This is a genomic window from Arthrobacter crystallopoietes (assembly GCF_017603825.1).
GTDB classification, from domain to species: Bacteria; Actinomycetota; Actinomycetes; order Actinomycetales; family Micrococcaceae; genus Crystallibacter; species Crystallibacter crystallopoietes_B.
Genome location: NZ_CP072014.1, coordinates 320,450 through 347,351 on the forward strand (window position 1 = coordinate 320,450; position 26,902 = coordinate 347,351).

Below are 26,902 nucleotides of genomic sequence, written 5' to 3' on the forward strand. Positions count from 1 at the left end.
CTCAGCGCAGCTGCGGTAGCACTTTTTCCGCGAAGGCGTTGATGAAAGGCTCCTGCTCCTGGCCGACAAAGTGCAGGTACAACTCGTCGAAGCCCAGGTCCAGGTATTCCTGCAGCCACTCAACGTGCCGGCCGGTGTCGGCCGAAACGTTGACCGCCTGCCGCAGCTGGTCTTCGCCCACGTGCTCGCTGACGGCGTCGAAATGCTTCGCCGTCGCCAGGTCCGCGGCCACATGCGGCGGGAAGACGTTGGTCCGCCACTGGTCCAGGCCTATTTCCACGGCGGCCTCCTCCGAGGGGGCCCAGGACAGGTGCACTTGAAGCGCGGCCTTGCCGCGCCCGCCGTTGTTCCGGTAGGCGGCCAGGACCTTCTTCAGCTGGGCCGGCTGCTGGTTGACCGTGATCAAGCCGTCTGCCCAGGCAGCCGCGCGGCGGGCTGTGTCGACGCTGATGGCCGGGGCGATCAGTTCGGGTTTGGGCTCGGGCATCTCCCAGACCCGGGCGTGCTCCACAGTGACCAGGCCGCGGTGGGTGACTTCCTCGCCGTCGTGCAGCCGGCGGATCACCTCCACCGATTCCTCGAGCCGCTGCTGGCGCACGTCCTTGGACGGCCAGGCGTCACCGGTGATGTGCTCGTTGCTGTTCTCGCCGCTGCCCGGCGCCAGCCAGAACCGTCCGGGAAACATGACTGCCAGGGTAGCGGATGCATGCGCGATGATGGCGGGATGGTAGCGCTGGCCGGGCGCAGTCACCACGCCGAAGCGCAGCGCGGTGGACGCCAGCGCCGCGCCAAGCCAGGACCAGGCGAAGCCGGAGTGCCCCTGCCGGGCAGACCAGGGTTCAATATGGTCCGAGCACATGGCCGCGTCAAACCCCGCGGCCTCGGCGAGTTGGACATCGGTCAACAGCCGCGCGGGACTGATCTGTTCGTGGGACGCATGGAATCCGATCACAGGCACCCTCCATGCTTACCCGGCGGTAACGGCATTGTCGAGGGCTACAGTGGCATTGTGGAGGACAACACCGGCATCGGACACGCCTGCCCATGAACCAGGAAACCGCGGACACGGATCTGGCGGGCATCGCCGTCGAACTTTATGCCCTCCTGCCCAAGGACTTCACGGCCGCCCGGAACGAGCGGGCCAAGGAGTTGAGCAAGACCGACAGGGGTCTGTCCAAGCAGGTCCGCGGCCTGCCGAAACCGTCCACCGCGGCCTGGCTCGTCAACATGCTGGCCGCGCACCGGCGAGAAGGGATCGACGGCGTCATCGGGCTCGGGGCGGCCATGCGTGAGGCGCAGGACGAGCTGGATCCACAGCAGCTGCGCGAGCTGAGCGACCAGCGGCACCGGTTGTTGGCGGCGATCGCGAAACAAGGCCGGAAGCTGGCGAAAGAGCTCGGGCATCCGGTCAGCGAAACCATCGCCACGGACGTGGAGCAGACACTGCGGGCTGCCATGGCTGATCCGGCGGCGGCGGCCGCGGTGGCCAGCGGCCTGCTGACCGATTCGCTGTCGTCCAACGGGCTGGAACCGGTGGAACTGGACGGCAAGGTGGCCGTCCCGGAGGCCGTCGGCGAGGCCTCCGGGACGGCGCCGAAGGCCAGGCAGAAACCGGTGGATGAGCTGGCCAAGCGCCGTACCGAACGGGCCGCCCGGACGGACCGGGAGAAGCAGCGCCGTGCCGAGGAAGCGGAACGACGCCGCCAAAAGGCCCAGGCGGATGTGGACAAGGCTGCCCGCCGGCTGGCCGAGACGGAAGCCGGCGAACAGGCGGCCGATGCCGAGGTGGAACAGATCTCCGCTAAGCGGGAGGACCTCGCAGCGGAACTGGCGGAGTTGAAAAGCCGGATCCGCACCTTGGAGCGGAGCATCACGGCGGTGGACACGGAAGCCGCGGCCGCCGAAGACCGGCTCGAGGAAGCCACACGCTCCGCCGCGGAGGCGCGGCGCGGACTGCAACGCGCCCGGAAGTCACTGGAGGATCAGGACTAGGGGTCGACCTGAACGCAGACAGTAAGTATGCTTATAACCTTCCCTGCAAGCCGTCTTTCCAGGAGTTCACAATGTCAGGAAATCTTATCGCCCGGTCCGTCCATGATCTGACCGCCGGCGCCTGGTTCGGCGGCTCCCTGATGGGAGCCATCGGACTGAACGGCGCCGCCGCACAGGCGAAGGACCCCAGAGAACGGGCCAGGCTGTCCAGCCTGGGTTGGAAAAAATGGGCTCCCGTCCAGGCCGGAGCCTTCGGCGCACACCTGCTCTCCGGCATTCCGCTCGTCCTGAAGAACGCGGACCGGCTGGGCAGCCAGCACGGCGTGGTCCGGCTCTCCGTCTACAAAGCCATCGTGACGCTGACCGGCGCCGGCGTGACCGCGTACGCGGGGCTGCTGGGCCGGAAGGTCGAAAAACTCTCGAACGAAGGCGCTGCCGGAGCCACCGAGCCGAGTCCGACGTCGTCGGAAGAGCTGGCACAGGCGCAGCGGCAGCTGAAGATCCTGCAGTGGACCATTCCGGTTTTCGCCGGCTGGGTCATGGTGCTCAATGCCAAGGAGGGCGAGATGCAGCGGCCGCAAAACGTCGCCTTGGGTCTGCGTAAGAACATGTCCCGCCCCGAGCTGGCCAGGCTGCTGCAGGAGTGGAAGGAGCGCTCCCGGCTCACGTAGCCGGCGCCCCTAGCGGCGGAATGCCGGCAGCCGCTCGTGCCGCCGGCATTCGGCCGGGACCTGCCCGTCGGGCATTTGGGCCGCCGTGGTCCGGGCCCGACGGCAGCCCGAGGCTACTTCAGCTTGCGGCCTGCGCCAGCTCGGGCACCTCGGCCAGGACAGACTTGTCCTTGATCCGTGAGGTGGCAGCGTACTCGCGCGTCGCGTTGATCGCCGCAACCACGGCAGATTTCTCCGCGTACGCCTCCGAGACTGCTATGACCTTGTTCTTGGCCCCGAGGAGCCGGAAACGGTACTGCTTGTTGCGGTCCTTGAAAATTTCAAACAATCGCATTCTCCCGAAATCATGGGGCGCCCTGCTCTCCGTTGAGCGGTCGAAGCTGTTCCCCAATCCAGAAGCATAAGCGCCGAAATCCGTACTGCCGAGTAGGAATGTAGCCTGCGTCACAGATAATCAGGAAATCCCAAGAACGACGCCGGCACTAACCTTCCTCGGTTTCGGCCCGGTAGCGGGCGGCCAGTTCGCTGCGGGAACTGATGCCCAGCTTCGAATAGATGCGCGTCAGGTGGTACTGGACCGTTTTGGCCGCGATGAACAGCTCCAGACCGGTCTCCTTATTGGTCCGGCCCTCTGCCACCAGCCGGGCCACAGCGATTTCCTGCGCCGTCAGGACAGAGAAGTCCAGGGCGCCACGGCGGCCAGTGCTCTGCAGTCCGCTGGCCTGGATCTCGCGGTCGCAGCGCTCCACGTAGACGCTGGCGCCGAGGGCCAGATAAAGGTCCCGCGCCCGGGCCAGGATGTCAGCGGCCTCCCGGCGCTGGCCGGCCCGGCGCAGCATCTGGCCATAGGCGAAGTTTCCGCGCGCCCTGACGTACGGCGTCGGCAGGTCCTTGATTCCGGCAAGGCTCGTTTCGAAGACCGCGCGGGCTTCATCCAGCCTGCCCTCGGCCCCGAGGATCCTGCCGCGGGGTACCGCCAGCCGGGCCAACACGGTACGGTGGCCACGCTTGGCTGCCAGCTCTTCATGCGGCACGAGGAAATCTGCAGCTTCCGCCATCCGATCGGTCATCACCAACGCGTTGGCATAGACATCGTGCCACGGCCAGAACCCGGGCTCGTCCATCCCGTTGGCGCGGTCCAACTGCAGCAGCGGTCCCAGGGCGCGCAGCACGCCCTCGTAATCCGCAGCGGCTTCCGCCACGAAGGCGGCGGCCATCGCGGCGGGCAACTGCATGATGGCGTAGCTGTCCGCCGGCGCCCTGGCCGCATCCCGGTGGAGTGCGCCCTTGTCCGCATCTCCCCGCAGGGCATGGATCTGGGCGGCGGTCAGATGAAGCAGCGGGCGGGCCAACTGGATCTGCAGGCGTTCCTGCTGGAGCAGCCCCCGCTCCACCGTGCGCAGGGCTTCGTCCCAGTCCCCGAGCTCGAACTCCGCGCGGGCCAGCCAGCCTTGGGCCCATTGCGCGATCCGGCCTGAACCCAGATGGTATTCGGTGGGGACGGCGGCAGCGAGCTGGTCCCGGGCCAGATAGTGCTCGTCCTGGGCCAGCAGCAGCCAGCCGCGGCCCAGCTGTACCCGCTGGCGCTGGGCGCCGAGGGCTTTCAGCGACGGGAACTTCCCGTACTGGGCGTGCGCTTCCTCGATGCGGCCGAGCCCGGCCAGACCCAGGCCCATGATGGAGCGCGATTCGATAAAGGCGGGGGAATCCTCAGGGGCCAGTTCGATGGCGCGCTCGGCCCAGAGCACCAGATCGGCTCCGTTCTGCGCGGCCAAGGCATGCAGAACGCGCCGCTGGCAGATCATCGCCGCGATGTCCGGCGACGATGCCGGATTGCACTGCTGCCAGGCCTTGTCCAGCTGCATGTCCGCCTCGGTCTCCCTGCCGCGGAGGACGGCAAGGTAGCCCAGTACGGCTTCCTTCAACGGGCCGGGCCGGAAACCTGCGACCTGCTGCGCGTAGGCGCTGGCCCGGGGCAGGTCACCGGCGGCGACAAGGGCGTCGAGTGCCTGGAGCAAACGCTGTTGCCGGCCCGTGGCATCGGGCCAGACATGACCGGCGCGCAGCAGGGCAGCCGCCGCTGACAACCACGCGCCACGCTCCGCCTGGTGCGCAGCGTACGCGTCGAGTTGCCTGGCCAGACCGATGTCCGGCAGAGCGGCGGCGGCGGCCAGGTGGAACAACTGTTCGCCTTCATCGTCCCCCATCGTCGAAGCGGAGCGGTGCAATGCAGCCCGCTCGGTGGCGGTCAGGGAGGCGTAGACGGCAGCCCGGAGCAAGGGATAGGGGAAGTTCAGCACCTGGAGGTCGGCACCGATCTTCAACAGTCCCAGTGCACGGGCCTCGTCCAGGGCTGCCAGCGGATCCTGGATGCTGTCCGTTCCGGCAGCGTCGGCCAAGGCGACGGCATCGGCGAGCAGGCAGCCGGATTCCAGCACCGCAGCGGCCTGCACCAGAGCACGGGTTGCCGCCCCGGCACCGGCCAGCGCGGTTTCAACTTCGTCTCGCAGGCGCAGCGGCGCCGGCAGATGCTCGTGCCACTGGTTCCAGTAGTCGTCCGGCTGTTCCTGCAGCAACTGAAGGAGATAGCCCGGATTACCGCCGGCATGGGCGCAAAGCCGCAAAGCCATCGGCGCCGGAAGTTCCAGCGCCCGCACCGACCAGGCGAGCGAAACGACGTGTTCGGGGACCATCGGACGGAGCCGGAGCTTTTGCACGGCTGCTGAGCCAGCGAATTCGCGGAAACCCGCCGGCAGCTGCCCCCACTGCTCATCCCGCACTGCCAGCAGGACCAGCACGCGTTCGGCATCGAGGCGCCGCAGGGCGAAGACCAGCGCGCGTAGCGAAAATTCATCGGCCCACTGCACATCGTCGATCCAGACCACGAGCGGCGGGTGGTCGGTGTCCGCACCGTGCGCGGCAGCGTAAGCACAGGCAGACCGGAGCCGGGCCAGCAGCAGCTGTCCGGCCTCCGCCGGATCAGCGGGAACGGAGGAAGGTGCCGTTGAGCCGCCGTCGTAACCTCGCTGCAACTGGGCCAGGACGCTTCCGTCCACGCTCGTTTCCCAGCGGGTCCCTGCTGCCCGCAGTACCGTGCCGGTAGCAGGCCGGGACACAAAGTGCTCCACCAGGCTGGACTTCCCCATGCCCGCAGCACCGTGGATGATGGCGATCTGCGGGTCGGCGGAACTGGCGGCGCCGGCCATTGCTGCCAGCGCCGCCAGTTCCGCGGAACGCCCCGCCAGGGGCTCGGTTTTGGTCTCAGTCATTCCCGACAATGTTAGCTGCCGTGGCCATCGCGGGTGCCTGACGGTCTTCGGCCAGGCCGGAGCTCTCCTCGGTGACCGGACGCTTGGGCAGGAACAGTGTCACCAGCGCTCCGGCCAGTGCCACCCCGGCGAAGACGTAGAACGCCGTCGCGGTCTGCACTCCGGCGGCGATGAGGAAACCGCCGAGCAACGGGCCGAAAATGCCGCCGAGGCGGCCGAAACCGGCGCACCAGGCCACGCCTGCGGCGCGCACCGAGGTGGCGTAGTAGTTCGAGACGAGGCCGTAGATCAACACCTGGGTGCCCAATGTACCGACGCCGGCAATGGCGATGGCCGTCAGCAGTACCGGCAGCGGGAAGCCGAAGGTCAGCAGGACCAGGGACAGGGCGGCCAGCGCGAAGGTTGTCGACACAATCCGTTTGGCCCCGAATTTATCCGCGGACCGGGATGCGATCAACCCGCCGACCACGGCACCGGCATTGAGCGTCACGAGGAACATCAGCGAGTAGTTCTTGTCGTACCCGTACTGGCTCATGATTTCCGGCAGCCAGGTGTTCAGTCCGTAGGTCAGCAGCAGCCCGGAGAAGCTCATGATGCCCAGGAACGCGGTGGGAATTGCGTAGCGCCGGCTGGCGAGACCGGCGAATCCGGCCTTCTGCTGCACCGCCGATGCTGCGGTCGCCGTCGAGGCGGGAGCCGCGAGCAGCGGAATACCGGTCTTTACCGACAGCAGTTCCGCTTCGTGCTGGCGTCCGCGGGCCTGCAGCCAGCGGGGGGACTCGGGCAGCTTGAACAGGGCCACCGGTAGCAGGAACACAATGGGCAGGGCGCCGATCATGAACAATCCGCGCCAGTCGAGAATGCCGTTGAAAACGATGGCAAGCACCGAGGCCAGTGTGGCGCCGGCCGGGACGCCCGAGTAGACGATCGCGTTGTAGAAATTCTTCTTGCCCGCCGGAGCGAACTCGGCCACGACCGCTCCCGCCGTCGCCACCAGGGCGCCGACGCCGATGCCGGTGAGGAAGCGCAGGACGCCGAAGGCGAAGACACTGGTGGCCATGGACGTCAGCGCCATGCCGATGGAGAACCAGGCGATGTTGATCAGCATGACTTTGCGGCGGCCGAGGAAGTCGCCGACGGCGCCGACCACGAGGGCACCGACCATGACGCCGACCAGGGCATAACTGCCCAAGGCACCGGCTTGGGCCGCATCGAGCGGACCGAGCTGGCTGGGATCGTCCAGCAGGCTGGAGACCACGGTGCCGTACACCACCAGGTCGTAGCCATCGAAGACCAGTGCGAGGGCGGCGATCAGCACCACCCAGCGGACTGTTTTGCGGCCGCGTGCTGCTGTCGCGGCGGATTCGGAAAGAACACTCATGTACAGACTCCTTTGTCCGGCGGCCTGTTTTGAGACAGGGCGCGATAGGGATTCGTGTCGGGATGGGGATTGCGCGGCCGTCCATGGCCGGCAGGATTTAGCCGCGAAGAGCGGCTGGCAAGAATCGGCCCCTGATGCGGCCTGCAGGAAACTAGCTCTTGAAGCGGCCGGGGGGAATCGTGGCGCTCATCGGTTGTCACCGGAGACTTCGGTGTGGCCGGGCTGACCTTCGTGCTCCTCCCCAGTCTCCTTGACGGAACTCGTGGAGCCGACGGCGAAGCGCTCGTAGTAGAAGTTCTCCGGCACTATGCCTTGACCGTCCCAGTACTTGCGCACGGCGTCGACCATGGCCGGCGGACCGCAGAGGTAGACGTCCACGTCGCCGCCGTTGAGCTGCTCCTCGGCGATGTGCTGGGTGACATAGCCCTTGTTCTCCGCGGAGCTGTCGGGGTCGGCGACGCAGTAATCGAAGGTGAACTCCTTGATCCGCTCCGCGTAGTACTCCAGTTTGTCCAGCTCCACCAGGTCCTTGTCGAAGGTCACGCCGTAAACCAGATGGATCGGGTGCAGTGGATGGCCCAGTTCGGTGGTGTCGAGCTTTTCCAGCATGGCCAGCAGCGGTGCGATGCCGGTACCGCCGGCGAGCATCAAAGTTGGGCGTTTGATGTCGCGCAGGAAAAAGCTGCCCATCGGGCCGGTCAGTTCCAGCACGTCACCCGTCTGGGCGCGGTCCTTCAAGTAGCCGGTCATCGCTCCGTCCGGGGCGGTGCGGACCAGGAACTTCAGCTGTTCGGAGCCGGGCCCGCTGCTGAAGGAGTAGGACCGGACCGCGTCCGTACCCGGCACGGCCACGTTCATATACTGGCCCGGCAGGAAGGACAGCTCGTCGCGGTTCTCGATGTCCAGCGTGAAGCCGGCGGTGTTGTCCGCGAACCAGTGCAGGTCCGCGATCCTCGCCTGGAAGGTCTGGGCTCCGGTTTTCGCCATTTCTGCCGTGCCGGAAATCTGCAGCACCAGGTCCGACTCCGGGACCATCTGGCATGGCAGGCAGAAGCCCTTTTCCGCTTCGTCCTCGGTAAGCGCTTCGTCGATGTACTCGCCGGCATCGTAATTACCTGATTCACAGAAAGCCTTGCAGGTGCCGCAGGCGCCGTCGCGGCAGTCGAAGGGGATGTTGATACGGGCCTTGTAGGCGGCGTCTGCCACCGTTTCATAGGTGTTGCACTTGATGAACCGGGTGAGGCCGTCTTCGAAAGTGAGGGCAACTTGATAGGACATGGGGAACTCGTTTCCATCGGGACCGGGGCTGTCGTGGGGGCGGTGCCTTCGGCTGCCGGACGGGATTCCCGGTCCGGCAGCCGCTCGATCAGATGTGGTAGACGTCCACCACGTGGTGGATGTAGTCGTTCTTCAGGATGACCTTCTTCTTCATAATGACCGGCTGCGTACCGGAGAAATCAAGCGTGTAGAAGGACGTGCCGAAGTAGGTGTCCACGTTGTTGTAGCGGTAGTACAGGGTGAACCAGTTGAAGCGCACATCCACGGTGTCATCCCGCTGTTCGATGATTTCGACGTTGGTGATGTTGTGGCCGGTGCGCGGTTCGGGCAGGCTGGTGGCACTGGAGCGGTCGGTACGGATCCGGAAGACCCGGTCCTCGATGCCGCCGCGGTTGGAGTAGTAGATCAGCGAGATCTCGCGCTGCGGATCTTCGGTGAGTTCGTCGTTGTCATCCCAGGCCGGCATCCAGAACTCGGCCGAGGGGTGGTAGCAGTCGATCCACTTCTCGAACTCACGGTCGTCCAGAAACCGTGCCTCGCGGTAGAGGAACTGCTGGATGTCCTCAAGGGCGACGGCGGTGGTGGGCTGTTCAGCGGTTGCAGTCATCGTCGATGCTCCTTAGGCGTTGTTCTTCTCGGCGGCTTCGGCCTCGACCGCGGCCTTCATGCTCTGCAGCCAGTAGCCGTGCTGGACGGGGTAGAGGCCCTCATCTTCGGTCTTGGCGCCGCTGGAGATCGGGTTCAGGCCGATCTTCTTGGCCTGCTCGTCCGGGCCGTTGAGCTGGTGGGTCACGCCGCGGCTGAGGTCGTTCCACTTCGCCGTGCCGGCCAGGTACGTCTTCTGGCAGGAGCGGAACTCTTCCAAGTCATCCGGGGTGGCCATGCCGGAAGCGTTGAAGAAGTCCTCGTACTGGCGGATCCGGTTCGCCCGCGCGGCGTCGGACTCGCCCTTCGGGGCGATGCAGTAGATGGTGACCTCGGTCTGGTCCACGGAGATGGGCCGGAAGTGGCGGATCTGCGAGGAGAACTGGTCCATGATGTAGACGTTCGGGTAGAGGCACAGGTTGCGCGAGGCGCCGACCATGAACTCTGCCTTGTCCGCGCCGTGCTCGTCGGCCAGTTCCTGCCGGCGCTCGTACAGCGGGCGGTCTTCGGGGTTGCCCCACCACATCCACAGCAGCAGGTGGCCGTGCTCGAAGGAGTAGTAGCCGCCGCCCTGCTTGCCCCAGGTACCGGCGTCCATGGCCTTCGTCTCGTTGCTGGACTCGCCCGCGGTCCGGCGAGCCGTCGTCGCCGCATAGTTCCAGTGCGTGGCGGAGACGTGGTAGCCGTCGGCACCGTTCTCGGCCTGGACCTTCCAGTTCCCGTCATAGGTGTACGTGGAGGCGCCGCGCAGCACCTCGAGGCCCTCCGGCGACTGGTCCACGATCATGTCCATGATCTTGGTGCTGTCGCCGAGGTGTTCCTCGAGGGGCTTGACGTCTTCCTTCAGCGAGCCGAAGAGGAAGCCGCGGTAGGACTCGAAACGGGCGACCTTGGTCAGGTCGTGCGAGCCGTCCTTGTTGAACTGCTCGGGGTAGCCGGCGTCGCGGGAGTCCTTGACCTTGAGCAGCTTGCCCTTGTTGTTGAACGTCCAGCCGTGGAACGGGCAGGTGAAGTTGTTGCGGTTATCGGTCTTGCGCCGGCACAGCATCGCGCCGCGGTGGCTGCACGCGTTGACCAGGCAGTTCAGCTCGCCGTCCTTGGACCGGGAAATGACCACCGGGGTCCGGCCGATGTAGGTGGTGAAGTAATCGCCCACATTCGGGATCTGGCTCTCATGCGCCAGGTACACCCAGTTGCCCTCGAAAATGTGCTTCATCTCGAGCTCGAAGATCTCCTCATCGGTAAAGATGCTCCGTTTCGCCCGGTGGATCCCGTTCTCATGATCCTCGATCAGGGCGTCCTCAAGGTGGGTGCGGATGCTGTCCAAGGTTTCGGTCATGGTCACTCCATTCAACGTTGGGCGTCGTTGCCCGGCAGGCCACTTGGCAGCCGGTCCAAATCAGATATTCCACCCTCGCAGTACTGTGACCTGCGTCGCACCAGACATTTGCCTAGTCACGGCTAGGGGGTGCAGCAAGACTCCCGGCGTCCTAAAACCACCCTCGATTGTCTGAATCCTTTTGCCCCGGATTTCCGCGGAAACCGGGCCCATCCGCGGCCGAAAGAACCAACGGACCCCGGCTGCCGAAGCTTCCGGGGCCCGCCACGGTGAGTCCAGGCTTCAGACCTTGGCGCCTCTGCGCAGGACCAGGTAAGACACTGTTCCGGCCAGGCATCCCCAGAACGGCGACACGATGCCCCACGGCGCAACGCCCGACGCCGTCACCACCAGGGTGATCAGCGCAGCTTCCAGGACAGCAGGCGAGGTGTGGTCCGCCGTCACGGTGTCCTTGAAGGATCCCTGCAGCGCCCCGATCAGGGCCACCCCGGCCAGGGCGGTGAGCATCTCCCCCGGGATCACCGCAAACAACGCCACGATCGCCGTGCTGAAGGTGCCGAACGCCAGATAGAACAAACCGCAGAAAACTCCGGCAACGTAACGGCGCCGCGGATCCGGGTGGGCCTCCGGACCGGCGCAGATACCGGCCGTGATGGCGGCGAGGTTGATGGCGTGGGAGCCGAACGGGGCGAACAGCACCGACGCCACGCCGGACGCGCCCAGCAGTAGCTTGTCGTTCGGCTCATAACCGCTGGCGTGCATCATCGCCAGCCCCGGCCCGTTCTGGCCTGCCATAGTGACAATCAGCAGCGGTATCGAAATGCCCATGATCGCCGTCGCGTTGAAAGTGGGCATGGTCCACAGCGGCCCAGCCAGCGAGAGGGACAGCTGCGGCGCGGCAAGCTCCCCGGTGAAGATGGCCAGAACGACGCCGGCAAACAGCGCCACGAATACCGCATACCGCGGCAGGAAGCGCTTGCCTGCCAAATAGGCCAGGACCAGGCCGCCGGCCACCAAGGGGGAGGCGATCACGGCCGGGGCCGCATTGACCACGAAGGGCAGCAGCACGCCGGCCAGGACGCCGGCGAGAATAGGCTTCGGCACCGCGGACAGCAGCTTGCCGAAGAGCCCGGTGACCCCGAGGACGGTCCCCAGGATGCCCGCAACGATGTAGGCGCCAACCGCGTCGGAGTAGGAGTAGTCGCCCAAGGCAGTCAGCAGCAGCGCGGCGCCTGGAACGGACCAGGCCACCATCACCGGCTGGCGGGTGAACAGGCTCAGCACCGTGCACACCAGCCCGCTGGCAATGGAAACCGCCCAGACCCAGGAGATGGTCTGCTCGGGTGTCAGTCCCGCGCTTTTCGCCGCTTCGAGCACCACCAGCAGGGGCCCGGCGTAGGAGACGGCCACAGCGATCAGCCCGGCCAGGACAGCAGAGAGGGACATCGCGGAGCGGTGGGTCAGGCGGGAAGAATCAGTCTTAGTGTTTGCCAGCGCCATAATGTTGCAGACACTATCCGACGGCTGTGGCGCGGCCAACAACTGCCCGGCCGATCCCGCGGATCCGCGTAACATCCTAGGCAATTGCCCTAGCCAACCCGGACATTTACGACGGCGGCGGCTCACCCGCCGTCGTTGGTTTCAGCAGGCGCCGTTCCTTAGAACGGGACGCCGCAGCGCAGCATCACGTTGGCGTAGGGTGTGGCTTCCCCCGTGCGAATGATCAGGGCCGCCTGCGGGAGCAGCGCCTTCAGTTCCTCGTGGCTTATCAGCCCGGGCTGCAGGCCGCGTTGCTCCAGCCAGCCCAGCACCTTGGGACCGGTTTCCGCCGCTGCGGTGCTCGCCTCCACTTCGAGCTCGACCAGCACCGCGTCCAGGACCTCGGTGAACCGGGGAACGCCCTGCACCAGTGCGAGGTCGACCACGGGACCGGCTGCCGGCAGGGGCAACCCGCAGTCCGCGATAACGACCAAGTGCCCGTGGCCCAGCCGGGACAACCCGGCGTTGAGCGCCGGATTCAGGATGCCTGTCTTCTTCACCGCTGCTCCGCTTCTTCGGGGTCAATGCCTTGCCTGACGGCCGGCAGCTCATCGACCAACGTCGGATAGGAAGGCTGCGCACCGGCTGCCTGCACCGCGAAGGCTCCGACGCGCGCGGCGAAGCGGGCGGCCGTGGCAAGGTCCTCGCCGCGGGACAGGGCGGCGGCAAGGGCTCCGGTGAACGCGTCGCCGGCCCCCGTCGTATCCACAGCCCTAACCGTTGGCGCCGGTATAACGGTGACGGAAGCGCCGCCGTCGTCCGTGGTTTCTCCGACCAAGGCACCCGCGGCACCGACGGTCATGACGACGGACCGCACGCCCGCGTCGAGCAGCCCGCGGACCAGGTCCTCGTGGCCGGTGCCTGCGGGCTGTCCGCACAAACCGGACAGCGCGAGTTCGGCTTCGTGCTCGTTGACCACCAGCGGATCCGCGGCGCGGACCACCGCCGGATCCAGCTCAACCACGGGGGCCAGGTTCAGCAAAACCCGTCCGGTGGCGAGCGCGGCCGCAGCCTCGATGCCGTCCCGGGGGATCTCACCCTGCAACAGCACGATGTCCGCCGAGGCGATCAGCTCGCGCTGGCTTTTGACGGCTGCCCTGTCCATAGTTCCGTTGGCACCGGGGATCACCACAATGGTGTTTTCGCCGTGCCGGTCCACCTCCACCAGGGCCACCCCCGTGGAGCCGTCCGGGTGAACCAGGCCTGTGAGGTTCACGCCGGCGGCACGGAGTCCGGAGAGGGCAATGTCCGCATAGGCGTCATTGCCCACGGCGCCTACCAGCGCCGTTGCCGCTCCCAGCTGGGCCGCGGCAACGGCCTGGTTGGCGCCCTTACCGCCGGGCAGAACTGCCATCGATTCGCCCAGCAGCGTTTCGCCGGGGCTCGGATGGCGGTCAAGGCGGATCAGCAGATCCGCATTGATGGATCCTACGACGACGGTCAGGCCGCTCACTTGATGAATTCCTCCGCATTTTCTTCGGTCACGGTGGTCACCGGGACGGGCACGTTGGACTCGACGGTCTCGCCGGCCAGCAGCTGCGCCATCAGTTCCACCGAGCGCTTGCCCAGTTCGGAGGGCTGCTGCGCGATGGTCGCGGTCATGGTGCCGGCCTGGATGGCGGCGAGGGCGTCTTCGGTGCCGTCGAAGCCGACCACCTTGACGTCCGTGCCGGCCCTGTCGCCCAGCGCCTGGATGGCGCCGAGGGCCATCTCGTCATTTTCGGCGAAGATGCCGGTCACGTCGGAGTTCGCCTGGAGCAGGTTGGTGGCGACGTCCAGTGCCTGCGCACGGTCGAAGTTGGCGGTCTGCTTGGCCACTACCTCGATGTCCGGGTAGGCCTTGATGCCCTCTTCGAAACCGGCGCCGCGGTCGCGGCTGGCGGAGGTGCCGGCCACACCCTGGAGCACGATCACTTTGCCCTTTTCGCCCATGGCCTTGGCCAGCTCGTCAGCGGCCTGCTTGCCGCCGGCGACATTGTCGCTGGAAACCAGCGAGGCGATTTCGGCGTCGTTGACCGCGCGGTCGACCGCGATGACGGGGATGTTATTTTCCAGCAGCGGGCTGACCGCGGCGGCTGCCGAGTCGGAGTCCACCGGGTTGATGATGACGCCCTGCACACCGCTGGTGGCGGCGGTAGCCAGCTGGTTGGTCTGGGTGGCCGAATCGTTCTGCGCGTCGACCACTTCCAGCGTCATGCCCGCGGCCTCCGCGGCCTCGGTGGCGCCGTCACGCAGGTCCACAAAGAACGGGTTGTTGAGGGTGGAGACGGCCAGGGTGACCTGGCCACCGGACGCGCCTTCTTCGCCGCGGTTGCAGCCGGTCGCTCCCAGCGCCACGGTCAGGCCCAAGGCCAGCACGGCTGTGCTGCGCTTGAAAGATGTGAACTTCATTGTTTTGGATCCTTCTCTAGTAATTTGTTCGGTTTGTTCGGATGTCAGTGGATGGTGTTTTTACGGCGCAGGACGTCAATGCCCACGGCCAGCGCGATGACCAGGCCGATCACTACCTGCTGCCAGAAGGAGGACACGTTGAGCAGATTCAGACCATTGCGGATGACCACCAGGACCAGGGCGCCCACGAGCGTACCGGAGATCCGGCCGACGCCGCCGGCCAGGGAAGCACCGCCAATAACGACGGCGGCAATCGCGTCCAGTTCATAGCCCACCGCTGCCTGCGGCTGGGCCGAGTCCAGCCGTCCGGAGAGCAGCATTCCGGCCAGACCGGCAAACAGGCCGGACAAGGCAAAGACAATGACCAGCACCTTCTGAACCGGGATACCGGAGAGCCTCGCCGCCTCCTTGTTGCCGCCCACCGCATACATGTACCGGCCGATGACCGTGCGGTTGAGCAGGAAGGCAGCAACCAAACCGGCGACCACCAGCACCACAATGGGCATCGGGATCGGCCCGATGTTGCCGCCCAGAAACGAGACCTGGTCGGCCGTCCGCACTGGCCTGCCTTCGGAGATCACCAGCGTCAGCCCGCGGGCCACGCTGAGCATCGCCAGGGTGGCGATGAAGGAAGGCAGCCGGCCGTAGGCAGTGGCCAGCCCGCTGGCGACACCGCATGCAGCACCGGTCAGAAACCCGCCCAGCAGGGCGACCCAGCCGTTCAAGCCCGCAGTGGTAAACATCGAGGCGGAGACCATCGCGGACAGCGCCGCCACCGATCCCACCGAGAGGTCGATCCCGGCAGCCACGATGACGAAGGTCATGCCGAAAGCCAGCACGGCAATAGTGGAAGCCTGAATGCCGATGTTGAGCATGTTCCCGGCGGTGAGGAAGTCCGGCGTCGCAATAAACAGCGCCAGGCAGAGCACCAGCAGCCCGACCAGCGCACCGTTGTTCGCCAGGAACTTCTTGATGTCCAGGCCTTGGCGCTTCTCGGCCTTCACAGCAGTAGTCATGTTCATAGTCCCTTAACCCTTGTCTTCCAAGTCCCGCACCACGTCCCGGACGGCCAGTGTCATGACCTTGTCCTGCGTGGCGTCTTCTGCTGCCAGTTCGCCGGAGAGATGCCCTCCGCTCATCACCAGGATCCTGTCGCTCATTCCGAGCACTTCCGGCAGTTCGCTGGAGACCATAAGCACGGCGCCGCCGGCAGCGGTCACCGAGTTAATCAGTTCGTAGATTTCCACCTTGGCGCCGACGTCGACGCCCCGGGTGGGCTCGTCGAGCAGGAGCACTTTGGCGCCGGCCGCGATCCAGCGCCCGAATACTGCCTTCTGCTGGTTGCCGCCGGAGAGCGAGCGCACCGTCTGGTCCAGCCCGCTCATCCGGATGCGCAATTTTCCTGCTACATCCTGCGCCTTGTCCCGCTGGCCCTTGAAGTCCACCAGACCGGCCTTGGCTGTGCTGGCCAGCGTGGCGTAGCCAATGTTCTCGTTCACGGAGGCGTCCAGCACCAGGCCCTGGACTTTGCGGTCTTCGGGCACATGCCCCAGTCCGGCCTTGATTCCGGCGCTGATGTTGTGCCGCGGGATTTTCCGGCCCTTGATAGTGACGGCGCCTGAGTCGTACGGATCTACGCCCGCGACGGCGCGGACTACTTCCGTCCGGCCTGCACCCACCAGTCCGGCAAGACCCACCACCTCACCGGCGTGCACGGTGAAGCTCATGTTGTTGACCAGGCCCTTGATGGACAGCCCCTCCACCTCCAGCAACGGTTCGGACGGACCGGTGTACTCGCGGCGGCGTGGAAACTGCTGGCTGATATCGCGGCCCACCATGAGGCGGACTAATTCCGGCTCGGCCGTGTCCGCGGGCACCTCGGCCACGAATTTGCCGTCGCGCAGGACCGAGACGGAATCGCCCACTTCGGCGATCTCATCAAGGTGGTGGCTAATAAACACCATGCCCACGCCGCGCTCGCGCAGATCGTGCACCACGCTGAACAGCGCGGCGATCTCGCGCCGCGTGAGGGCCGCCGTCGGTTCGTCCAGAATCAGCATGCGGGCATCGAGGCTCAGGGCCTTGGCGATCTCCACCAACTGCTGCCGGGCGATGCCCAACTCCCCCACCGGCTGGTCCAGGTCGATGTCCAGGCCGATCAGGCCCAGGGCTGCGCGTGCCTGCTTGCGCAGTGCCGGGCGGTCCACCATGCCGAATCTCTTCGGGAACCGCCCCATCATGATGTTCTCCGCAACCGACATGGTGGGCACGAGGTTCAGTTCCTGGTGGATGGTGGCGATGCCGGCAGCTTCCGATGCGTTGGTGTCCCGGAACTTGACCGGTTCACCGTCGAGCAGGATCCGGCCGCCGTCGGGCTGGTAAACCCCGGCCATCATTTTGATCAGCGTGGATTTGCCGGCACCGTTTTCGCCGAGCAGCACTTGGACCTTGCCCGGGTGGACGCTGACGGTCACCTCGTCGATGACTTGCACAGGCCCGAAGGATTTGCTGATTTTTTCCAGCGTCAGAATCGGCTGTCCATTCATCGGTTCTCTCCAGTCGTTGCAGGTCCGGTTGATTCGCGCACCATCAGGCGGGTGGGTAGGACAACCGGCTCCGGTTTCTCTCCGGCAATCACTTGATGCAGCAACCGGACGGCCGTGCGGCCCATCTCGTCGGCATCCTGCGCGATCAGGGTCAGCGCCGGACGCATGATGGCGAAGGCGTCGATGTCGTCGTAGCCGACCAGGGACAAGTCCTCGCCGATGCGGATGCCCAGTTCCTGACAGACCCTGACGGCCCCCATGGTCATCAGGCCGTCCGCGGCGATCAAGGCGGTGGGCGCGTTGGCGAGGTCGAGGAGCTGCCGGGCACCCGCGGCCCCGCTGCCCGCCTTGAAGTCACCGAACACCACCAGTTCCGGATCCTGCTCCAGTCCGCACGCCAAGGTCGCAGCCTGGAACGCGGCGAAGCGTTCCCTGCCGGTGGAAGCGGACCGCGGCCCGGATATGTAACCGATCCTGCGGTGGCCCAGCTCCGCCAGATGCTGCACCGCCTCGCCCATGCCGCTGGAATTATCCGCGGTCACGCTGGGCAGATCGATATCGTCGATCACCCGGTCCACGAATACCGCCGGCAGTCCGCTCGAAGCCAGCATCTCGACATTGGCGTTGTCCCCGCCCTGCGGCACCAGGATCAACCCGTCGACCCGCTGCGCCAACAGTACGTCCAGGTAGCGGTTCTGCTGCTCGACGCTTTCATTGGCGTTGGCCAGCAGGGTGATCAGTCCAAGTTCAAGCGCCTGCTGCTCAGCGGCATGGGCGAGGTCGGCGAAGAAGGGGTTCCGGACGTCGGAAATCAGCAGTCCAATGGTGCTGGTGCGGGTGGAGCGCAGCGAGCGTGCCTGCGCGTTCGGGCGAAAACCGAGCTCGGCGACAGCCTGCTCCACGCGTTCCCGCGATAGTACGGAAGTTGCCGGATGGCCGGACAGTACGCGGGAAGCCGTGGCCGGGGAAACACCCGCACGGGCCGCGACATCGCGGATCGTCACACCCGGCACACCCAGCTCCCTTGTTTGTCTGTCCACTGAAACACGGCAAATTTGCCCTGCACCCGTCGGTGGAATCGATTCCATGAAATCGTTTCCATGAGTATGAAACAGGTCACCATCCGGTGTCAACCCTGAGGTGTGCGGCCCCGCCTCTCCATGTTTTCGACGACCGGGAGGCGCCGGAGCATCCTCGGCAGCAGAGAGGCGTGGAACACTGGTAGCTGGAGTCACGCGAGGAAGCACTTTCAGCTATCGGAGGCGCCATGCTATTCGAGACACTCTTCATCAACGGGGTCATCCACACCCAGGATCCGTCCCGTCCCCGCGCCCATGCGCTTGGCGTCCATGCCGGCCGGATCATCAGCCTGGACGATGAACTGCAGGCCACGCACTTCCGCAAGGTTTACGACCTCGGAGGTGCCGCCGTCGTTCCGGGTTTTAATGATGCCCACTGCCACCTGTCCATGGTGGGGCTGGCCGAATTGCAGGTGGACCTGCGGCCGTCCGCTTGCCCGACGATGGAAGACCTGCTCGCCGCCGTTGGTTCTGCCTGTGCCGACGCGCCCGCGGGCGCCTGGGTTCAGGGCGCCGGCTACAACCAGAACTATCTGAACGGCCAGCATCCCACGGCGGAGCAGCTTGACGCCGTTAGCAACGGCCATCCGGTCTGGCTGATCCACAACTCCCGCCATATGGGCGTGGCCAACACTGCCGCTTTCGAAGCCGCCGGCTTCAGCGGACGCCGTGGGGCAAAAGCGCCCGACGGCGGTGCCGTGCCGATCGATGCGGACGGCCGTGCCGTCGGGCTGCTGCAGGAAACGGCACGGGCACTGGTCACGGACCACATCCCTATCCCGACCGTCGACGACGTCGCCGCGATGGTCGAAGCCGGCAGCCGCAAGGTGCTGCCGCTCGGCGTCACCAGCATCACCGAGCCCGGCCTCGGCGCTCCCGCACACATCGGCCAGAGCCCCACCGACATCGCCGGTTACCAAACCGCGCACGACGCCGGGAAGCTGGGCGTGCGCTCCACAGTGATGCCCTATCTGACCACGCTGCATCCCTTGGACGGCTCAGGTGGGACAGGAGCACCGTGGGGTCTCGACCTGGGCATCCGCAGCGGCCTGGGCGACGAATGGCTGCGGATCGGGCCCACCAAGATCCTCTCCGACGGGTCGCTGATCGGCCGCAGTGCCTTCATGAGCCGCGACTACGCACTGGACTCCCCCGACGGGGACGGCAACCGCGGGCTGCTGCAGTTCCCGCAGGAGATGCTGCGGCAACGCATCATCGGCGCCCACCGCGCGGGCTGGCAAGTGGCTACCCACGCTATCGGCGACGCCGCCCTGGACGTCGTGATGGACATCTTCGAGGAAGCCCAGCGGCTCTTTCCCCGTGACGACGCCAGACACCGAATCGAGCATGTGTCAGTAGCAAGCGACGCGCAGATACGCCGGATCAAGGAGTTGGGCCTGATCCCGGTGCCACAGGGCCGGTTCGTCTTCGAACTGGGCGACGGTGCGGCCAAGGCGATGGGACCGGAGCGGGTGAAGATGACCTACCGGATGAAGGGTCTGCTTGACGCCGGGCTGGAGGTACCGGCAAGCACGGACGCCCCTGTGGTGGAGGTGAACCCGATCCTGAACATCCACGACATGGTCAATCGTAAGACGGCTTCGGGCGCCGACTTCGTTCCCGCCGAACGGATCACGGTGGCACAGGCGGTTTACGCCTACACGGTGGGCAGTGCCTATGCCGTCCACGAAGACCATTACAAGGGCACCCTGACACACGGCAAGCTCGCCGATTTCGTCACCCTCTCCGAAGACTTGTACGAGGTCGCCCCGGAACACATCAGAGACGTAGTCGTCACCGCCACCGTGGTCGGCGGCGCTGTGATCCATGGTGAACTGTGAAAATCTTTGTGTCGCCCGCCACGCCCGGGCTTTCGATGCCGACGCTAAATCCGTAAACTCGAATGTTCGGGCGGCTGTTGCCGTCCCCGGCGCCACCTTCCACGTCCTCACCAACCAGCAGGAGAACATATGACTCTTTATGCCGTCACGAACCCGGCCACCGGTGAAACCGTCAAGGAGTACCCCACGGCTACCGACGTCGAAATCCAGACAGCCTTGGAGCGCACGGACAGCGCGTTCCGGCAGTGGACCCGGAGCCCGCTGGAAGAGCGCGTGAAGCTGCTCAACCGCGTTGCCGAACTCTATGCGGAGCGCCGCGACGAGCTGGCCGCCATCATCACCCGCGAAATGGGCAAGCCCATCCGCCAGGCCGGCTTCGAGGTCGACATCGTCGTCTCGATCTACCGCTACTACGCCGAGAACGGCCCGAAGTTCCTCGAGGACGAAGAGCTCGACGTCGTTGCTGGCGGAAAGGCTGTGGTCCGCAAGGAAGGCCTCGGCGTACTGCTGGGGATCATGCCCTGGAACTACCCGTACTACCAGGTGGCCCGGTTCGCCGCACCGAACCTGATGAACGGCAACACTATCCTGCTCAAGCACGCACCCCAGTGCCCGGAGTCCGCCCTGGCCATGGAGCAGATTTTCAAGGACGCTGGCGCTCCCGAGGGTTCCTACGTCAACGTCTTCGCCACCAACGAGCAGGTCGCGGACATCATCGCCGACCCGCGCGTCCAGGGCGTCTCGCTCACGGGTTCCGAGCGCGCCGGCGCTGCCGTGGCCGAAATCGCCGGCCGCAACCTCAAGAAGGTCGTGCTGGAACTCGGCGGCTCGGACCCGTTCCTGCTGCTGGACACCAAGGACCTGGACAAGTCCGTCAAGACCGCTGTTTTTGGCCGTATGACGAACGGCGGCCAGGCCTGCAACGCGTCCAAGCGCTTCGTCGTGATGGAGGACATCTACGACGAGTTCGTGGAGAAGTTCAGCAGCGCCTTCGCCGCGATTACCCCCGGCGATCCGACCAATCCCAAGACCTACCTGGGCCCGCTGTCCTCACAGGCTGCAGCCGACAACCTCGCCAAGCAGGTTGACTCCGCGGTCGCCGAAGGTGCCGTGGTCCGCACCGGCGGCGGCAAGGTCAGCGACGATTCCGCCTTCTTCCAGCCGACTGTGCTGACCGGCGTCACCCCCGACATGGCAGCCTTCCGCGAGGAGCTCTTCGGCCCCGTCGCCATGGTCTTCAAGGCGACCTCCGAGGACGAAGCCATCCGGCTGGCCAACGATACCCCGTTCGGTCTCGGCGCCTCGATTCACACCAACGACGACGAGAAGGCCCAGCGAATCGCGGAGCAGATCGAGGCCGGAATGGTCTACATCAATGAACCGGGCGGCACTGCGGCTGAACTGCCCTTCGGCGGAGTCAAGCGCTCCGGCGTCGGCCGTGAACTGGGCAAGTACGGCATGGACGAGTTCGTCAACAAGAAGCTGGTCCGCACCTCGGCCCGCTAGATCGCCCGCGGCTCAGGCTGCGTAACGGCGAAGTGGCGGGAAGACCTGTAAGGGCTTCCCGCCACTTCGCTGCATGCCCGAGGGCTGCGGCCGCTCTGAGTATCCGAAGTTCAGTGTCGACGGGAGGCGGTTCCGTAGACGTGCTTTCCTTAATCTATGGCTACGCCGACCGGTGATCATCGTCCGTACGTACTCGTACATATGGCCGTTTCGCTCGATGGCTCCGTTTCCGGGTTCCAACCGGACGTCGCTCGGTTCTATTCATTGGCGGCCGAGTGGCAAGAGGATGCCACGCTCGTAGGCGCCGACACGATATTGGCTCAGGAGAACGAGTTGGCGGATGCCGGCCTGCCAGGACCGAAGGAGGGCGGCCCCATACTTGCTGTTGTGGATAGCGGGTATCGGGTGAGCGCTTGGAATGCGCTCCGCAACGTGGGCCATTGGTCGCGCGTGATTGCTTTGAGGGGCAATCCCAGGCCGACACACGGCGTGGAAGAAATCGTCACCGGCGGCCAACGAGTCGATCTTCCGGCCGCACTGGCTGAACTGCGGAGCCTGCACGCTGTGCAGAGACTCCGCGTTGATAGCGGCGGCAACTTGGTTGGCGCCCTGATGGCCGGAGGCCTCGTCGACGAAATCAGTTTGCTCGTGCATCCCGCCCTCGTCGCCGATATGCATCGTCGTCCTTGGTGGGGCGGAGGGCATGCGGTTCCTGTTTTCCGACTAACCGACCTCAAGGCGCGCGCGATCGGTGACGATATCGCTCATTTGCGGTATCGGCTCGTCTGGTGAAGTGACCATTATCCAGGCTTCAGCAGGCGAAACTGCGGGCGGACCGCCCCTGTGCAGAGAACCTAGGCCCTAGGCGCTCGCGCGGTCGACCGTAGAGCCGAGCGCCCGGGAGATCGCGTCCGCGGCGGCGACTGCCTGCGGGGCAAACTGCTCGATTGTGGAGCCCGGATACTCAAGCTCAAGCGATGAGATCGACAGGCCATACATCACTCGTCCGAGGTGATCCCGGATTGGAGCTGAGACGCACACCGTGCCGCGCTCATTCTCGCCGAGATCGAGCGCGTAACCGCGTTGACGCACGTTCGCAAGCTCTGTACGCAACTGCTCCGGATCGGTGATGGTCTTGTCCGTGCGGGGCGGCAGCCCGACCTCGGCTACCAACTGGGCCACCTGTTCGGGCGTCCAGCTAGCGAGCACAACCTTTCCCATGCCCGAGCAGTGCATCGGCATCGGCAACCCCACGCGCGAAGCCATCCGATAGGGCTTCGACGAGTCCTTGCGGATGACATACACCATCTCGAAACCGTTCACGACGCCGACGTGAACCGTGCAGTCGACTTCGCGTACGAGCTTCTCGACGATCGGCTCCGCGATGAAGGAGATGTCGAGCCGGGAGATGGCCCGGCCTGCAATGCCGAGGAGACGGGAGCCGGGGTGATAACCGCGATCGCTATCGCCGGTGATGAACTTCAACTCAGCCAGCGTCGCGAGAATACGGTGCACAGTCGCCTTGGGCAGACCGGTCTCCTCGACGATGTCAGTGAAGCGGTCGTAGAGAATCGCGGCCTCAAGCACCCGCAATGTCTTCTCACTCGCGCCCATAGATGGCGCCGGGCTTGTGTCAAGGTCCTTGGGTTCCCCGGTCATGGTCCGCATCATCTCATGTCGACAATCGCGACGCCATCCATGTCGTCGAAGGCCTGGTTCTCGCCGGCCATCGCCCACACGAACGAGTAGTTCGACGTTCCGACACCGGAGTGGATTGACCACGACGGCGAAAGCACCAGTCCCCCATCGCCGACAAGCATGTGACGGGTCTCGGACGGTTCGCCCATGAGGTGAACGACGCGGGCTTCCTCGGGTACATCGAAGTAGACGTAAAACTCGGTGCGGCGGTCATGAGTGTGCGCCGGCATCGTATTCCACATGCTGCCGGCGTGCAGTTGCGTGACGCCCATGACCACCTGGCAGCTGCGCACGCCGTCTTCGTGAATGTACTGGTTGATCGTCCGGCGGTTCGAGGTCAGCGGATCGCCAAGCTCCCGGACGGTGCCCTGGCCGGGTTCGACGAGCGCCGTCGGGCAGGTGGCATGCGCGGGTGCCGAGAAGCCGTAGAAACGGGCAGGTGTCGCGGCATCGTCGGACTCGAAGGAAACGTCCTTCACGCCGCGGCCCAGGTACAGGCAAGCGCCGGTAGTCATCACATGGCGCTCGCCATCGGCATGGACGGCACCCGCGCCTCCAATATTGACGATGCCGATCTCGCGGTGATCGAGGAATTGCTCGCTACGAATCTCCGGCACTGCCTCGAGCGCGAGCGGTGCGTCAGTCGGCATGGCCCCGACCGCGACCACGCGATCGTAGTGGGTAACGATCGTGCGCACAGTACCGGGAATGAAGAGATCCTCGACGAGATAGCGGTCACGCAACTGCTGCTGCGTGACCCCGGGGATCTGCTCGGGAGAAGTGGGGCCGTAAACGGCGGTCATGGTATTTCCTTCCATTGGAGAGTCAGAGCAGGCCCATGAGGCCAGGGAGCCACAGGGAAAGCTGGGGGACAAAGACGATCACGAACAGCAGCGCGATGAGCACGACAAGGAACGGCATCAATTTCGCGATAACCGGTTCAAGCTTGACCTTCGCCACCTGGGTTCCGACGAACAGCACGGGTGCCGACGGCGGCGAGATCACCGCGATCGAGAGATTAAAGACCATCACGATTCCGAAGTGCACCGGGTCGATGCCGTAGGAGACAGCGATCGGCAGGAAGATCGGAGTGAAAATCAGGATCGCCGGCGTCGGATCAAGCGGGATGCCGATCAACAGTAGAACAAGCATCATGATCAGCAGCACGACAACCTTCGAGTCAGTCCACCCGAACAGTGACTCGGCGATCAACTGCGGCAGCCGGGCGTAAGTCATAACATAAGACATGATCGTCGACACCGCGATCAGGAAGATGACGATCGCGCTGGTGCGGCAGGCGTCGAACAAGACTCGCGGCAGGTCCTTGACCGAGATGGTGCGGTAGAAAAACGAGAGCAGCAGCGAGTAGATCACGGCCACGGCCGAGCCCTCGGTCGGGGTGAAGAAGCCAGCGACAATGCCTCCGATCGCTACTACGATCAAGCCGAGCGACGGTACAGCGCGCCCGAACGTAGCCAGGAAGACCGGGAACTTGGGCCATGGCTCTCCCCGCAGCTCGGGGTGCCGACGAGCGTAGACCAACCCGACCACTGCGCATACGAGAGCCCACAGGATGCCGGGAATGTAGCCCGCGACGAACAGCGCGCCAAGCGACGTGCCGCCAGCAGCAAGTGAGTAGACAATAAGCGTGTTGCTCGGCGGGATCAGCATTCCAGCCGGTGCAGAAGCGATATTCGCCGCCGCACTGAAGGCGCGGTCATAGCCCGCCTTCCGCTGCATCGGAGACATCGTGGAGCCGATGGCGGCGGCACTGGCGACGGCGGAACCGGAAACCGAGCCGAAGATTGCGTTGGCGATGACGTTCGTCTGCACGAGCGGCGCCGGCGTACGGCCTACGAGCACCCGTGCGAGATTGATGAGCCGCTCGGCAATACCGCCGTTGTTCATGATCACGCCAGCCAGAATGAAGAACGGGATGGCGAGCAACGCGAACGAGTCAGCACCGCCGATCATCTGTTGGGCGGAGGTTATGGCGCCTCGCTCGAAGTCTACGATCAGCAGCAGGCACAGGGCCGACGGCAGCGCGATCGCTATGGAGACAGGGGCGCCAATCGCGAGCAGCAAAGCGAGGCCGCCGATAAGGATGACGCTGATGGTACCGGGCTCAATCACAGCGATGCCGCCTCGAGGTCCTCGTCGTGATCCACGTGTCCGGCATAACGGCCGGAGAAGGTTCCGACGATGTGGATGGTCAGGTAAATGGTCAACAGCACGCCGGAGATCGGCAGAGCCAGGTAGAGCTGGCCCTGTGTGAGAGGCAGCAGCGGATTCTGCTGCCCCCACGCGAGGGCGGACTGCTGGAGGCCACCAAATACCATCACGTACAGCACGAACGCGAGCGTAGTGAGGTAGGCGATGATGTCGGCGACTCGTTGGAGCGACACGGGCAGTCGTGCCACCAGGAAGTCCATGATGACATCAGCCTTCTCGCCGACCGCGATGGCGATTCCGATCAGGCTGACCCACACGAATGTGTGCCGCGCCGCTTCCTCCGACCATGCGCTTGGCTGTCCGAGCACCAAGCGGGTGAAGACCTGCCAGGCCACGAGCAGCACCAGCAGCGCAAAGAGGGTGACGCAGGTTGCTCGGAGCGTGCCATCGAGCCATGCCCGCGCAGTCTTCATGAGCTTCGCTGTTGCCATTAGCTGCGCGCCGCCTCGATGGCGTCGTAAACCGTCTGTGCGACCTCGGATGTGACGAGCTCCTCATGCAGCGGGCGCGTCGCCTCACGGAATACCTCGGTGTCGACCTCGCTGAACTTCGCACCGGCTTCCTCGGCTGCGGCGGTTGCCTCCTCGACGGCGGCACCGAACAGCTCGAGTTCGGTGTCGACCGACGCCGTCAACAGCTCATCGAAGATCGCACGGTCCTCCTCGGAGATGCCATCCCATACGGTCGGGCTCGTGACCAGGTAGTCGGGCATCATCAGATGCTCAGTGCGCGAGTAGTAGGGCGCAATCTCGTCATGCGAAAGCGTCGAGTAGATAAGCTCGTTGTTCTCTGCGCCGTCAAGCACGCCTGACTGTATTGCAGTGTAGACCTCGCCCTGTGCCATTGGGGAACCGACGCCACCCATAAGTTCCATCATGCGTACGTTCGTATCCGAACCGATAACGCGGATCTTCTGGCCCGAGAGGTCGGCAGGCGTCTCAACCGGGCCATCGCTTGAGTACACGTTGCGGACACCACCGTGATACGCGGAAAGCACCTGGATGTTGTCGTCCTGCAGGGTGTCATACAGCCCGCCCGCAACCTCAGGGTGGTTGAGCACGCTCATCTGGTGCTCGGGCGACTCGTATAGGTAGGGCAGGTTCACGACCGAGAAGTCCGGCTCGAAGTTCTCGAGCAAACTGCCGGCGACGACGGCCAAGTCGATGGTGCCGGACTGTACCTGTTCTATGGTGGCCGCTTGGTCGCCGAGCGTCTCATCGGTGTAAAGCTCGAGCGCATACCGGCCGTCGGTTTGAGTCTTGAGCTCTTCCGAGAGCTGCAACAGCGCCTGAGCCTGCGGGTGGTTGATGTCCTGGTTGAAGGCAACGCGGAGGACGGTCTCACCGCCGCCGTCTTCCGCGGAGGCGGAGCACGAGGCAAGTGCCATTGTGGTGATTGCGGCGGCGCTCAGTACGCCCAGAATCCTTTTTCCCTGCATGAAATTCTCCTCGTCGAGTCATTTTGATCGATGTGATTTGCACCACCGGCGCGATGG

General features: G+C 65.1%; 24 protein-coding genes. 5 read left to right on the forward strand and 19 right to left on the reverse strand.

Translation table 11 applies throughout. From position 1 onward, the window contains the following. Position 1 precedes the first annotated feature (1 nt). Complete coding sequence (locus J5251_RS01580) at positions 2–958, reverse strand: TIGR03885 family FMN-dependent LLM class oxidoreductase (protein WP_208575007.1); 957 nt, start codon at positions 956–958, stop codon at positions 2–4. 86 nt (positions 959–1,044) lie between these two features. On the opposite strand from J5251_RS01580, the gene J5251_RS01585 reads away from it, so the two are divergent. Both J5251_RS01585 and J5251_RS01590 read left to right on the forward strand, forming a co-directional pair. After that, complete coding sequence (locus J5251_RS01585) at positions 1,045–1,992, forward strand: hypothetical protein (RefSeq protein WP_208575008.1); 948 nt, start codon at positions 1,045–1,047, stop codon at positions 1,990–1,992. A 71-nt stretch (positions 1,993–2,063) separates the two neighbouring features. Further along, positions 2,064–2,663 (forward strand): hypothetical protein, encoded by a 600-nt coding sequence (locus J5251_RS01590; RefSeq protein WP_240792966.1) that lies wholly within the window; start codon positions 2,064–2,066, stop codon positions 2,661–2,663. Between the two features lie 118 nt (positions 2,664–2,781). On the opposite strand, the gene J5251_RS01595 is transcribed toward J5251_RS01590, so the two are convergent. From J5251_RS01595 to J5251_RS01655, 13 genes are all read right to left on the reverse strand, one after another. Continuing rightward, positions 2,782–2,991, reverse strand: coding sequence for a YegP family protein (locus tag J5251_RS01595; RefSeq protein WP_205676781.1), 210 nt, complete (start codon positions 2,989–2,991; stop codon positions 2,782–2,784). Between the two features lie 154 nt (positions 2,992–3,145). Next, positions 3,146–5,932: a helix-turn-helix transcriptional regulator gene (locus J5251_RS01600; RefSeq protein WP_208575009.1), complete on the reverse strand. Its 2,787-nt coding sequence runs from the start codon at positions 5,930–5,932 to the stop codon at positions 3,146–3,148. Continuing rightward, the gene (locus J5251_RS01605; RefSeq protein ID WP_208575010.1) at positions 5,925–7,313 is read right to left on the reverse strand and encodes an MFS transporter; all 1,389 of its coding nucleotides are present in this window, start codon (positions 7,311–7,313) and stop codon (positions 5,925–5,927) included. The genes J5251_RS01600 and J5251_RS01605 overlap by 8 nt, the downstream gene beginning before the upstream one ends. A 186-nt stretch (positions 7,314–7,499) precedes the next feature. Then, positions 7,500–8,591 carry a benzoate 1,2-dioxygenase electron transfer component BenC gene (gene benC, locus J5251_RS01610; protein ID WP_208575011.1) on the reverse strand — a complete coding sequence of 364 codons (1,092 nt, stop codon included), beginning with the start codon at positions 8,589–8,591 and terminating at the stop codon, positions 7,500–7,502. Positions 8,592–8,679: 88 nt separating this feature from the next. Then, entirely contained in the window at positions 8,680–9,198 is a 519-nt protein-coding gene (benB, locus tag J5251_RS01615) for a benzoate 1,2-dioxygenase small subunit (RefSeq protein ID WP_208575012.1), read from the reverse strand. 12 nt (positions 9,199–9,210) lie between these two features. After that, positions 9,211–10,575, reverse strand: coding sequence for a benzoate 1,2-dioxygenase large subunit (benA, locus tag J5251_RS01620; protein ID WP_208575013.1), 1,365 nt, complete (start codon positions 10,573–10,575; stop codon positions 9,211–9,213). Positions 10,576–10,857: 282 nt separating this feature from the next. Continuing rightward, on the reverse strand, positions 10,858–12,075 hold the full coding sequence (locus tag J5251_RS01625) for a benzoate/H(+) symporter BenE family transporter (RefSeq protein ID WP_208575014.1): 1,218 nt from the start codon (positions 12,073–12,075) through the stop codon (positions 10,858–10,860). Positions 12,076–12,233: 158 nt separating this feature from the next. After that, entirely contained in the window at positions 12,234–12,614 is a 381-nt protein-coding gene (gene rbsD / locus J5251_RS01630; protein ID WP_208575015.1) for a D-ribose pyranase, read from the reverse strand. Then, entirely contained in the window at positions 12,611–13,567 is a 957-nt protein-coding gene (locus J5251_RS01635) for a ribokinase (RefSeq protein WP_139006636.1), read from the reverse strand. Before J5251_RS01635 ends, rbsD begins: the two co-directional genes overlap by 4 nt. Beyond that, entirely contained in the window at positions 13,564–14,505 is a 942-nt protein-coding gene (locus J5251_RS01640; RefSeq protein WP_139006637.1) for a substrate-binding domain-containing protein, read from the reverse strand. The genes J5251_RS01635 and J5251_RS01640 overlap by 4 nt, the downstream gene beginning before the upstream one ends. A 44-nt stretch (positions 14,506–14,549) precedes the next feature. Next, the gene (locus J5251_RS01645; protein WP_244250758.1) at positions 14,550–15,521 is read right to left on the reverse strand and encodes an ABC transporter permease; all 972 of its coding nucleotides are present in this window, start codon (positions 15,519–15,521) and stop codon (positions 14,550–14,552) included. Between the two features lie 12 nt (positions 15,522–15,533). After that, a complete protein-coding gene (locus J5251_RS01650) occupies positions 15,534–17,051 on the reverse strand; it encodes a sugar ABC transporter ATP-binding protein (protein ID WP_139006639.1) in 1,518 nt (505 codons plus the stop codon). Next, a complete protein-coding gene (locus J5251_RS01655; RefSeq protein WP_244250759.1) occupies positions 17,048–18,064 on the reverse strand; it encodes a LacI family DNA-binding transcriptional regulator in 1,017 nt (338 codons plus the stop codon). Before J5251_RS01655 ends, J5251_RS01650 begins: the two co-directional genes overlap by 4 nt. Before the next feature lie 254 nt (positions 18,065–18,318). Between J5251_RS01655 and J5251_RS01660 the strand changes: the two genes are divergently transcribed. From J5251_RS01660 to J5251_RS01670, 3 genes are all read left to right on the forward strand, one after another. Beyond that, positions 18,319–19,971 carry an amidohydrolase gene (locus tag J5251_RS01660; RefSeq protein ID WP_139006641.1) on the forward strand — a complete coding sequence of 551 codons (1,653 nt, stop codon included), beginning with the start codon at positions 18,319–18,321 and terminating at the stop codon, positions 19,969–19,971. Between the two features lie 129 nt (positions 19,972–20,100). Further along, a complete protein-coding gene (locus J5251_RS01665) occupies positions 20,101–21,477 on the forward strand; it encodes an NAD-dependent succinate-semialdehyde dehydrogenase (protein WP_139006642.1) in 1,377 nt (458 codons plus the stop codon). 156 nt (positions 21,478–21,633) lie between these two features. Further along, a complete protein-coding gene (locus J5251_RS01670; RefSeq protein ID WP_139006643.1) occupies positions 21,634–22,269 on the forward strand; it encodes a RibD family protein in 636 nt (211 codons plus the stop codon). A 69-nt stretch (positions 22,270–22,338) separates the two neighbouring features. On the opposite strand, the gene J5251_RS01675 is transcribed toward J5251_RS01670, so the two are convergent. From J5251_RS01675 to J5251_RS01695, 5 genes are read right to left on the reverse strand one after another with little or no spacing between them, the layout of a single operon-like run. Continuing rightward, positions 22,339–23,136: an IclR family transcriptional regulator gene (locus J5251_RS01675; protein ID WP_171059466.1), complete on the reverse strand. Its 798-nt coding sequence runs from the start codon at positions 23,134–23,136 to the stop codon at positions 22,339–22,341. Positions 23,137–23,144: 8 nt separating this feature from the next. Next, positions 23,145–23,978 carry a 5-dehydro-4-deoxy-D-glucuronate isomerase gene (kduI, locus tag J5251_RS01680; RefSeq protein ID WP_139006645.1) on the reverse strand — a complete coding sequence of 278 codons (834 nt, stop codon included), beginning with the start codon at positions 23,976–23,978 and terminating at the stop codon, positions 23,145–23,147. 22 nt (positions 23,979–24,000) lie between these two features. Continuing rightward, entirely contained in the window at positions 24,001–25,308 is a 1,308-nt protein-coding gene (locus J5251_RS01685; RefSeq protein ID WP_346764139.1) for a TRAP transporter large permease, read from the reverse strand. Beyond that, positions 25,305–25,838 (reverse strand): TRAP transporter small permease, encoded by a 534-nt coding sequence (locus tag J5251_RS01690; RefSeq protein WP_139006646.1) that lies wholly within the window; start codon positions 25,836–25,838, stop codon positions 25,305–25,307. Before J5251_RS01690 ends, J5251_RS01685 begins: the two co-directional genes overlap by 4 nt. Beyond that, entirely contained in the window at positions 25,838–26,845 is a 1,008-nt protein-coding gene (locus J5251_RS01695) for a TRAP transporter substrate-binding protein (RefSeq protein WP_208575018.1), read from the reverse strand. The genes J5251_RS01690 and J5251_RS01695 overlap by 1 nt, the downstream gene beginning before the upstream one ends. Positions 26,846–26,902 lie beyond the last annotated feature (57 nt).

Bases quoted from the DNA above. Each gene is read 5' to 3' on its own strand.
- J5251_RS01645 (WP_244250758.1), bottom strand. From the start codon at position 15,521: ATGACTACTGCTGTGAAGGCCGAGAAGCGCCAAGGCCTGGACATCAAG.
- J5251_RS01660 (WP_139006641.1), top strand. From the start codon at position 18,319: ATGCTATTCGAGACACTCTTCATCAACGGGGTCATCCACACCCAGGAT.
- J5251_RS01665 (WP_139006642.1), top strand. From the start codon at position 20,101: ATGACTCTTTATGCCGTCACGAACCCGGCCACCGGTGAAACCGTCAAG.
- J5251_RS01605 (WP_208575010.1), bottom strand. From the start codon at position 7,313: ATGAGTGTTCTTTCCGAATCCGCCGCGACAGCAGCACGCGGCCGCAAA.
- benC (WP_208575011.1), bottom strand. From the start codon at position 8,591: ATGTCCTATCAAGTTGCCCTCACTTTCGAAGACGGCCTCACCCGGTTC.
- J5251_RS01670 (WP_139006643.1), top strand. From the start codon at position 21,634: ATGGCTACGCCGACCGGTGATCATCGTCCGTACGTACTCGTACATATG.
- J5251_RS01590 (WP_240792966.1), top strand. From the start codon at position 2,064: ATGTCAGGAAATCTTATCGCCCGGTCCGTCCATGATCTGACCGCCGGC.
- benB (WP_208575012.1), bottom strand. From the start codon at position 9,198: ATGACTGCAACCGCTGAACAGCCCACCACCGCCGTCGCCCTTGAGGAC.
- J5251_RS01650 (WP_139006639.1), bottom strand. From the start codon at position 17,051: ATGAATGGACAGCCGATTCTGACGCTGGAAAAAATCAGCAAATCCTTC.
- J5251_RS01675 (WP_171059466.1), bottom strand. From the start codon at position 23,136: ATGACCGGGGAACCCAAGGACCTTGACACAAGCCCGGCGCCATCTATG.
- J5251_RS01695 (WP_208575018.1), bottom strand. From the start codon at position 26,845: ATGCAGGGAAAAAGGATTCTGGGCGTACTGAGCGCCGCCGCAATCACC.
- J5251_RS01690 (WP_139006646.1), bottom strand. From the start codon at position 25,838: ATGGCAACAGCGAAGCTCATGAAGACTGCGCGGGCATGGCTCGATGGC.
- kduI (WP_139006645.1), bottom strand. From the start codon at position 23,978: ATGACCGCCGTTTACGGCCCCACTTCTCCCGAGCAGATCCCCGGGGTC.
- J5251_RS01625 (WP_208575014.1), bottom strand. From the start codon at position 12,075: ATGGCGCTGGCAAACACTAAGACTGATTCTTCCCGCCTGACCCACCGC.
- J5251_RS01600 (WP_208575009.1), bottom strand. From the start codon at position 5,932: ATGACTGAGACCAAAACCGAGCCCCTGGCGGGGCGTTCCGCGGAACTG.
- benA (WP_208575013.1), bottom strand. From the start codon at position 10,575: ATGACCGAAACCTTGGACAGCATCCGCACCCACCTTGAGGACGCCCTG.
- J5251_RS01640 (WP_139006637.1), bottom strand. From the start codon at position 14,505: ATGAAGTTCACATCTTTCAAGCGCAGCACAGCCGTGCTGGCCTTGGGC.
- J5251_RS01585 (WP_208575008.1), top strand. From the start codon at position 1,045: ATGAACCAGGAAACCGCGGACACGGATCTGGCGGGCATCGCCGTCGAA.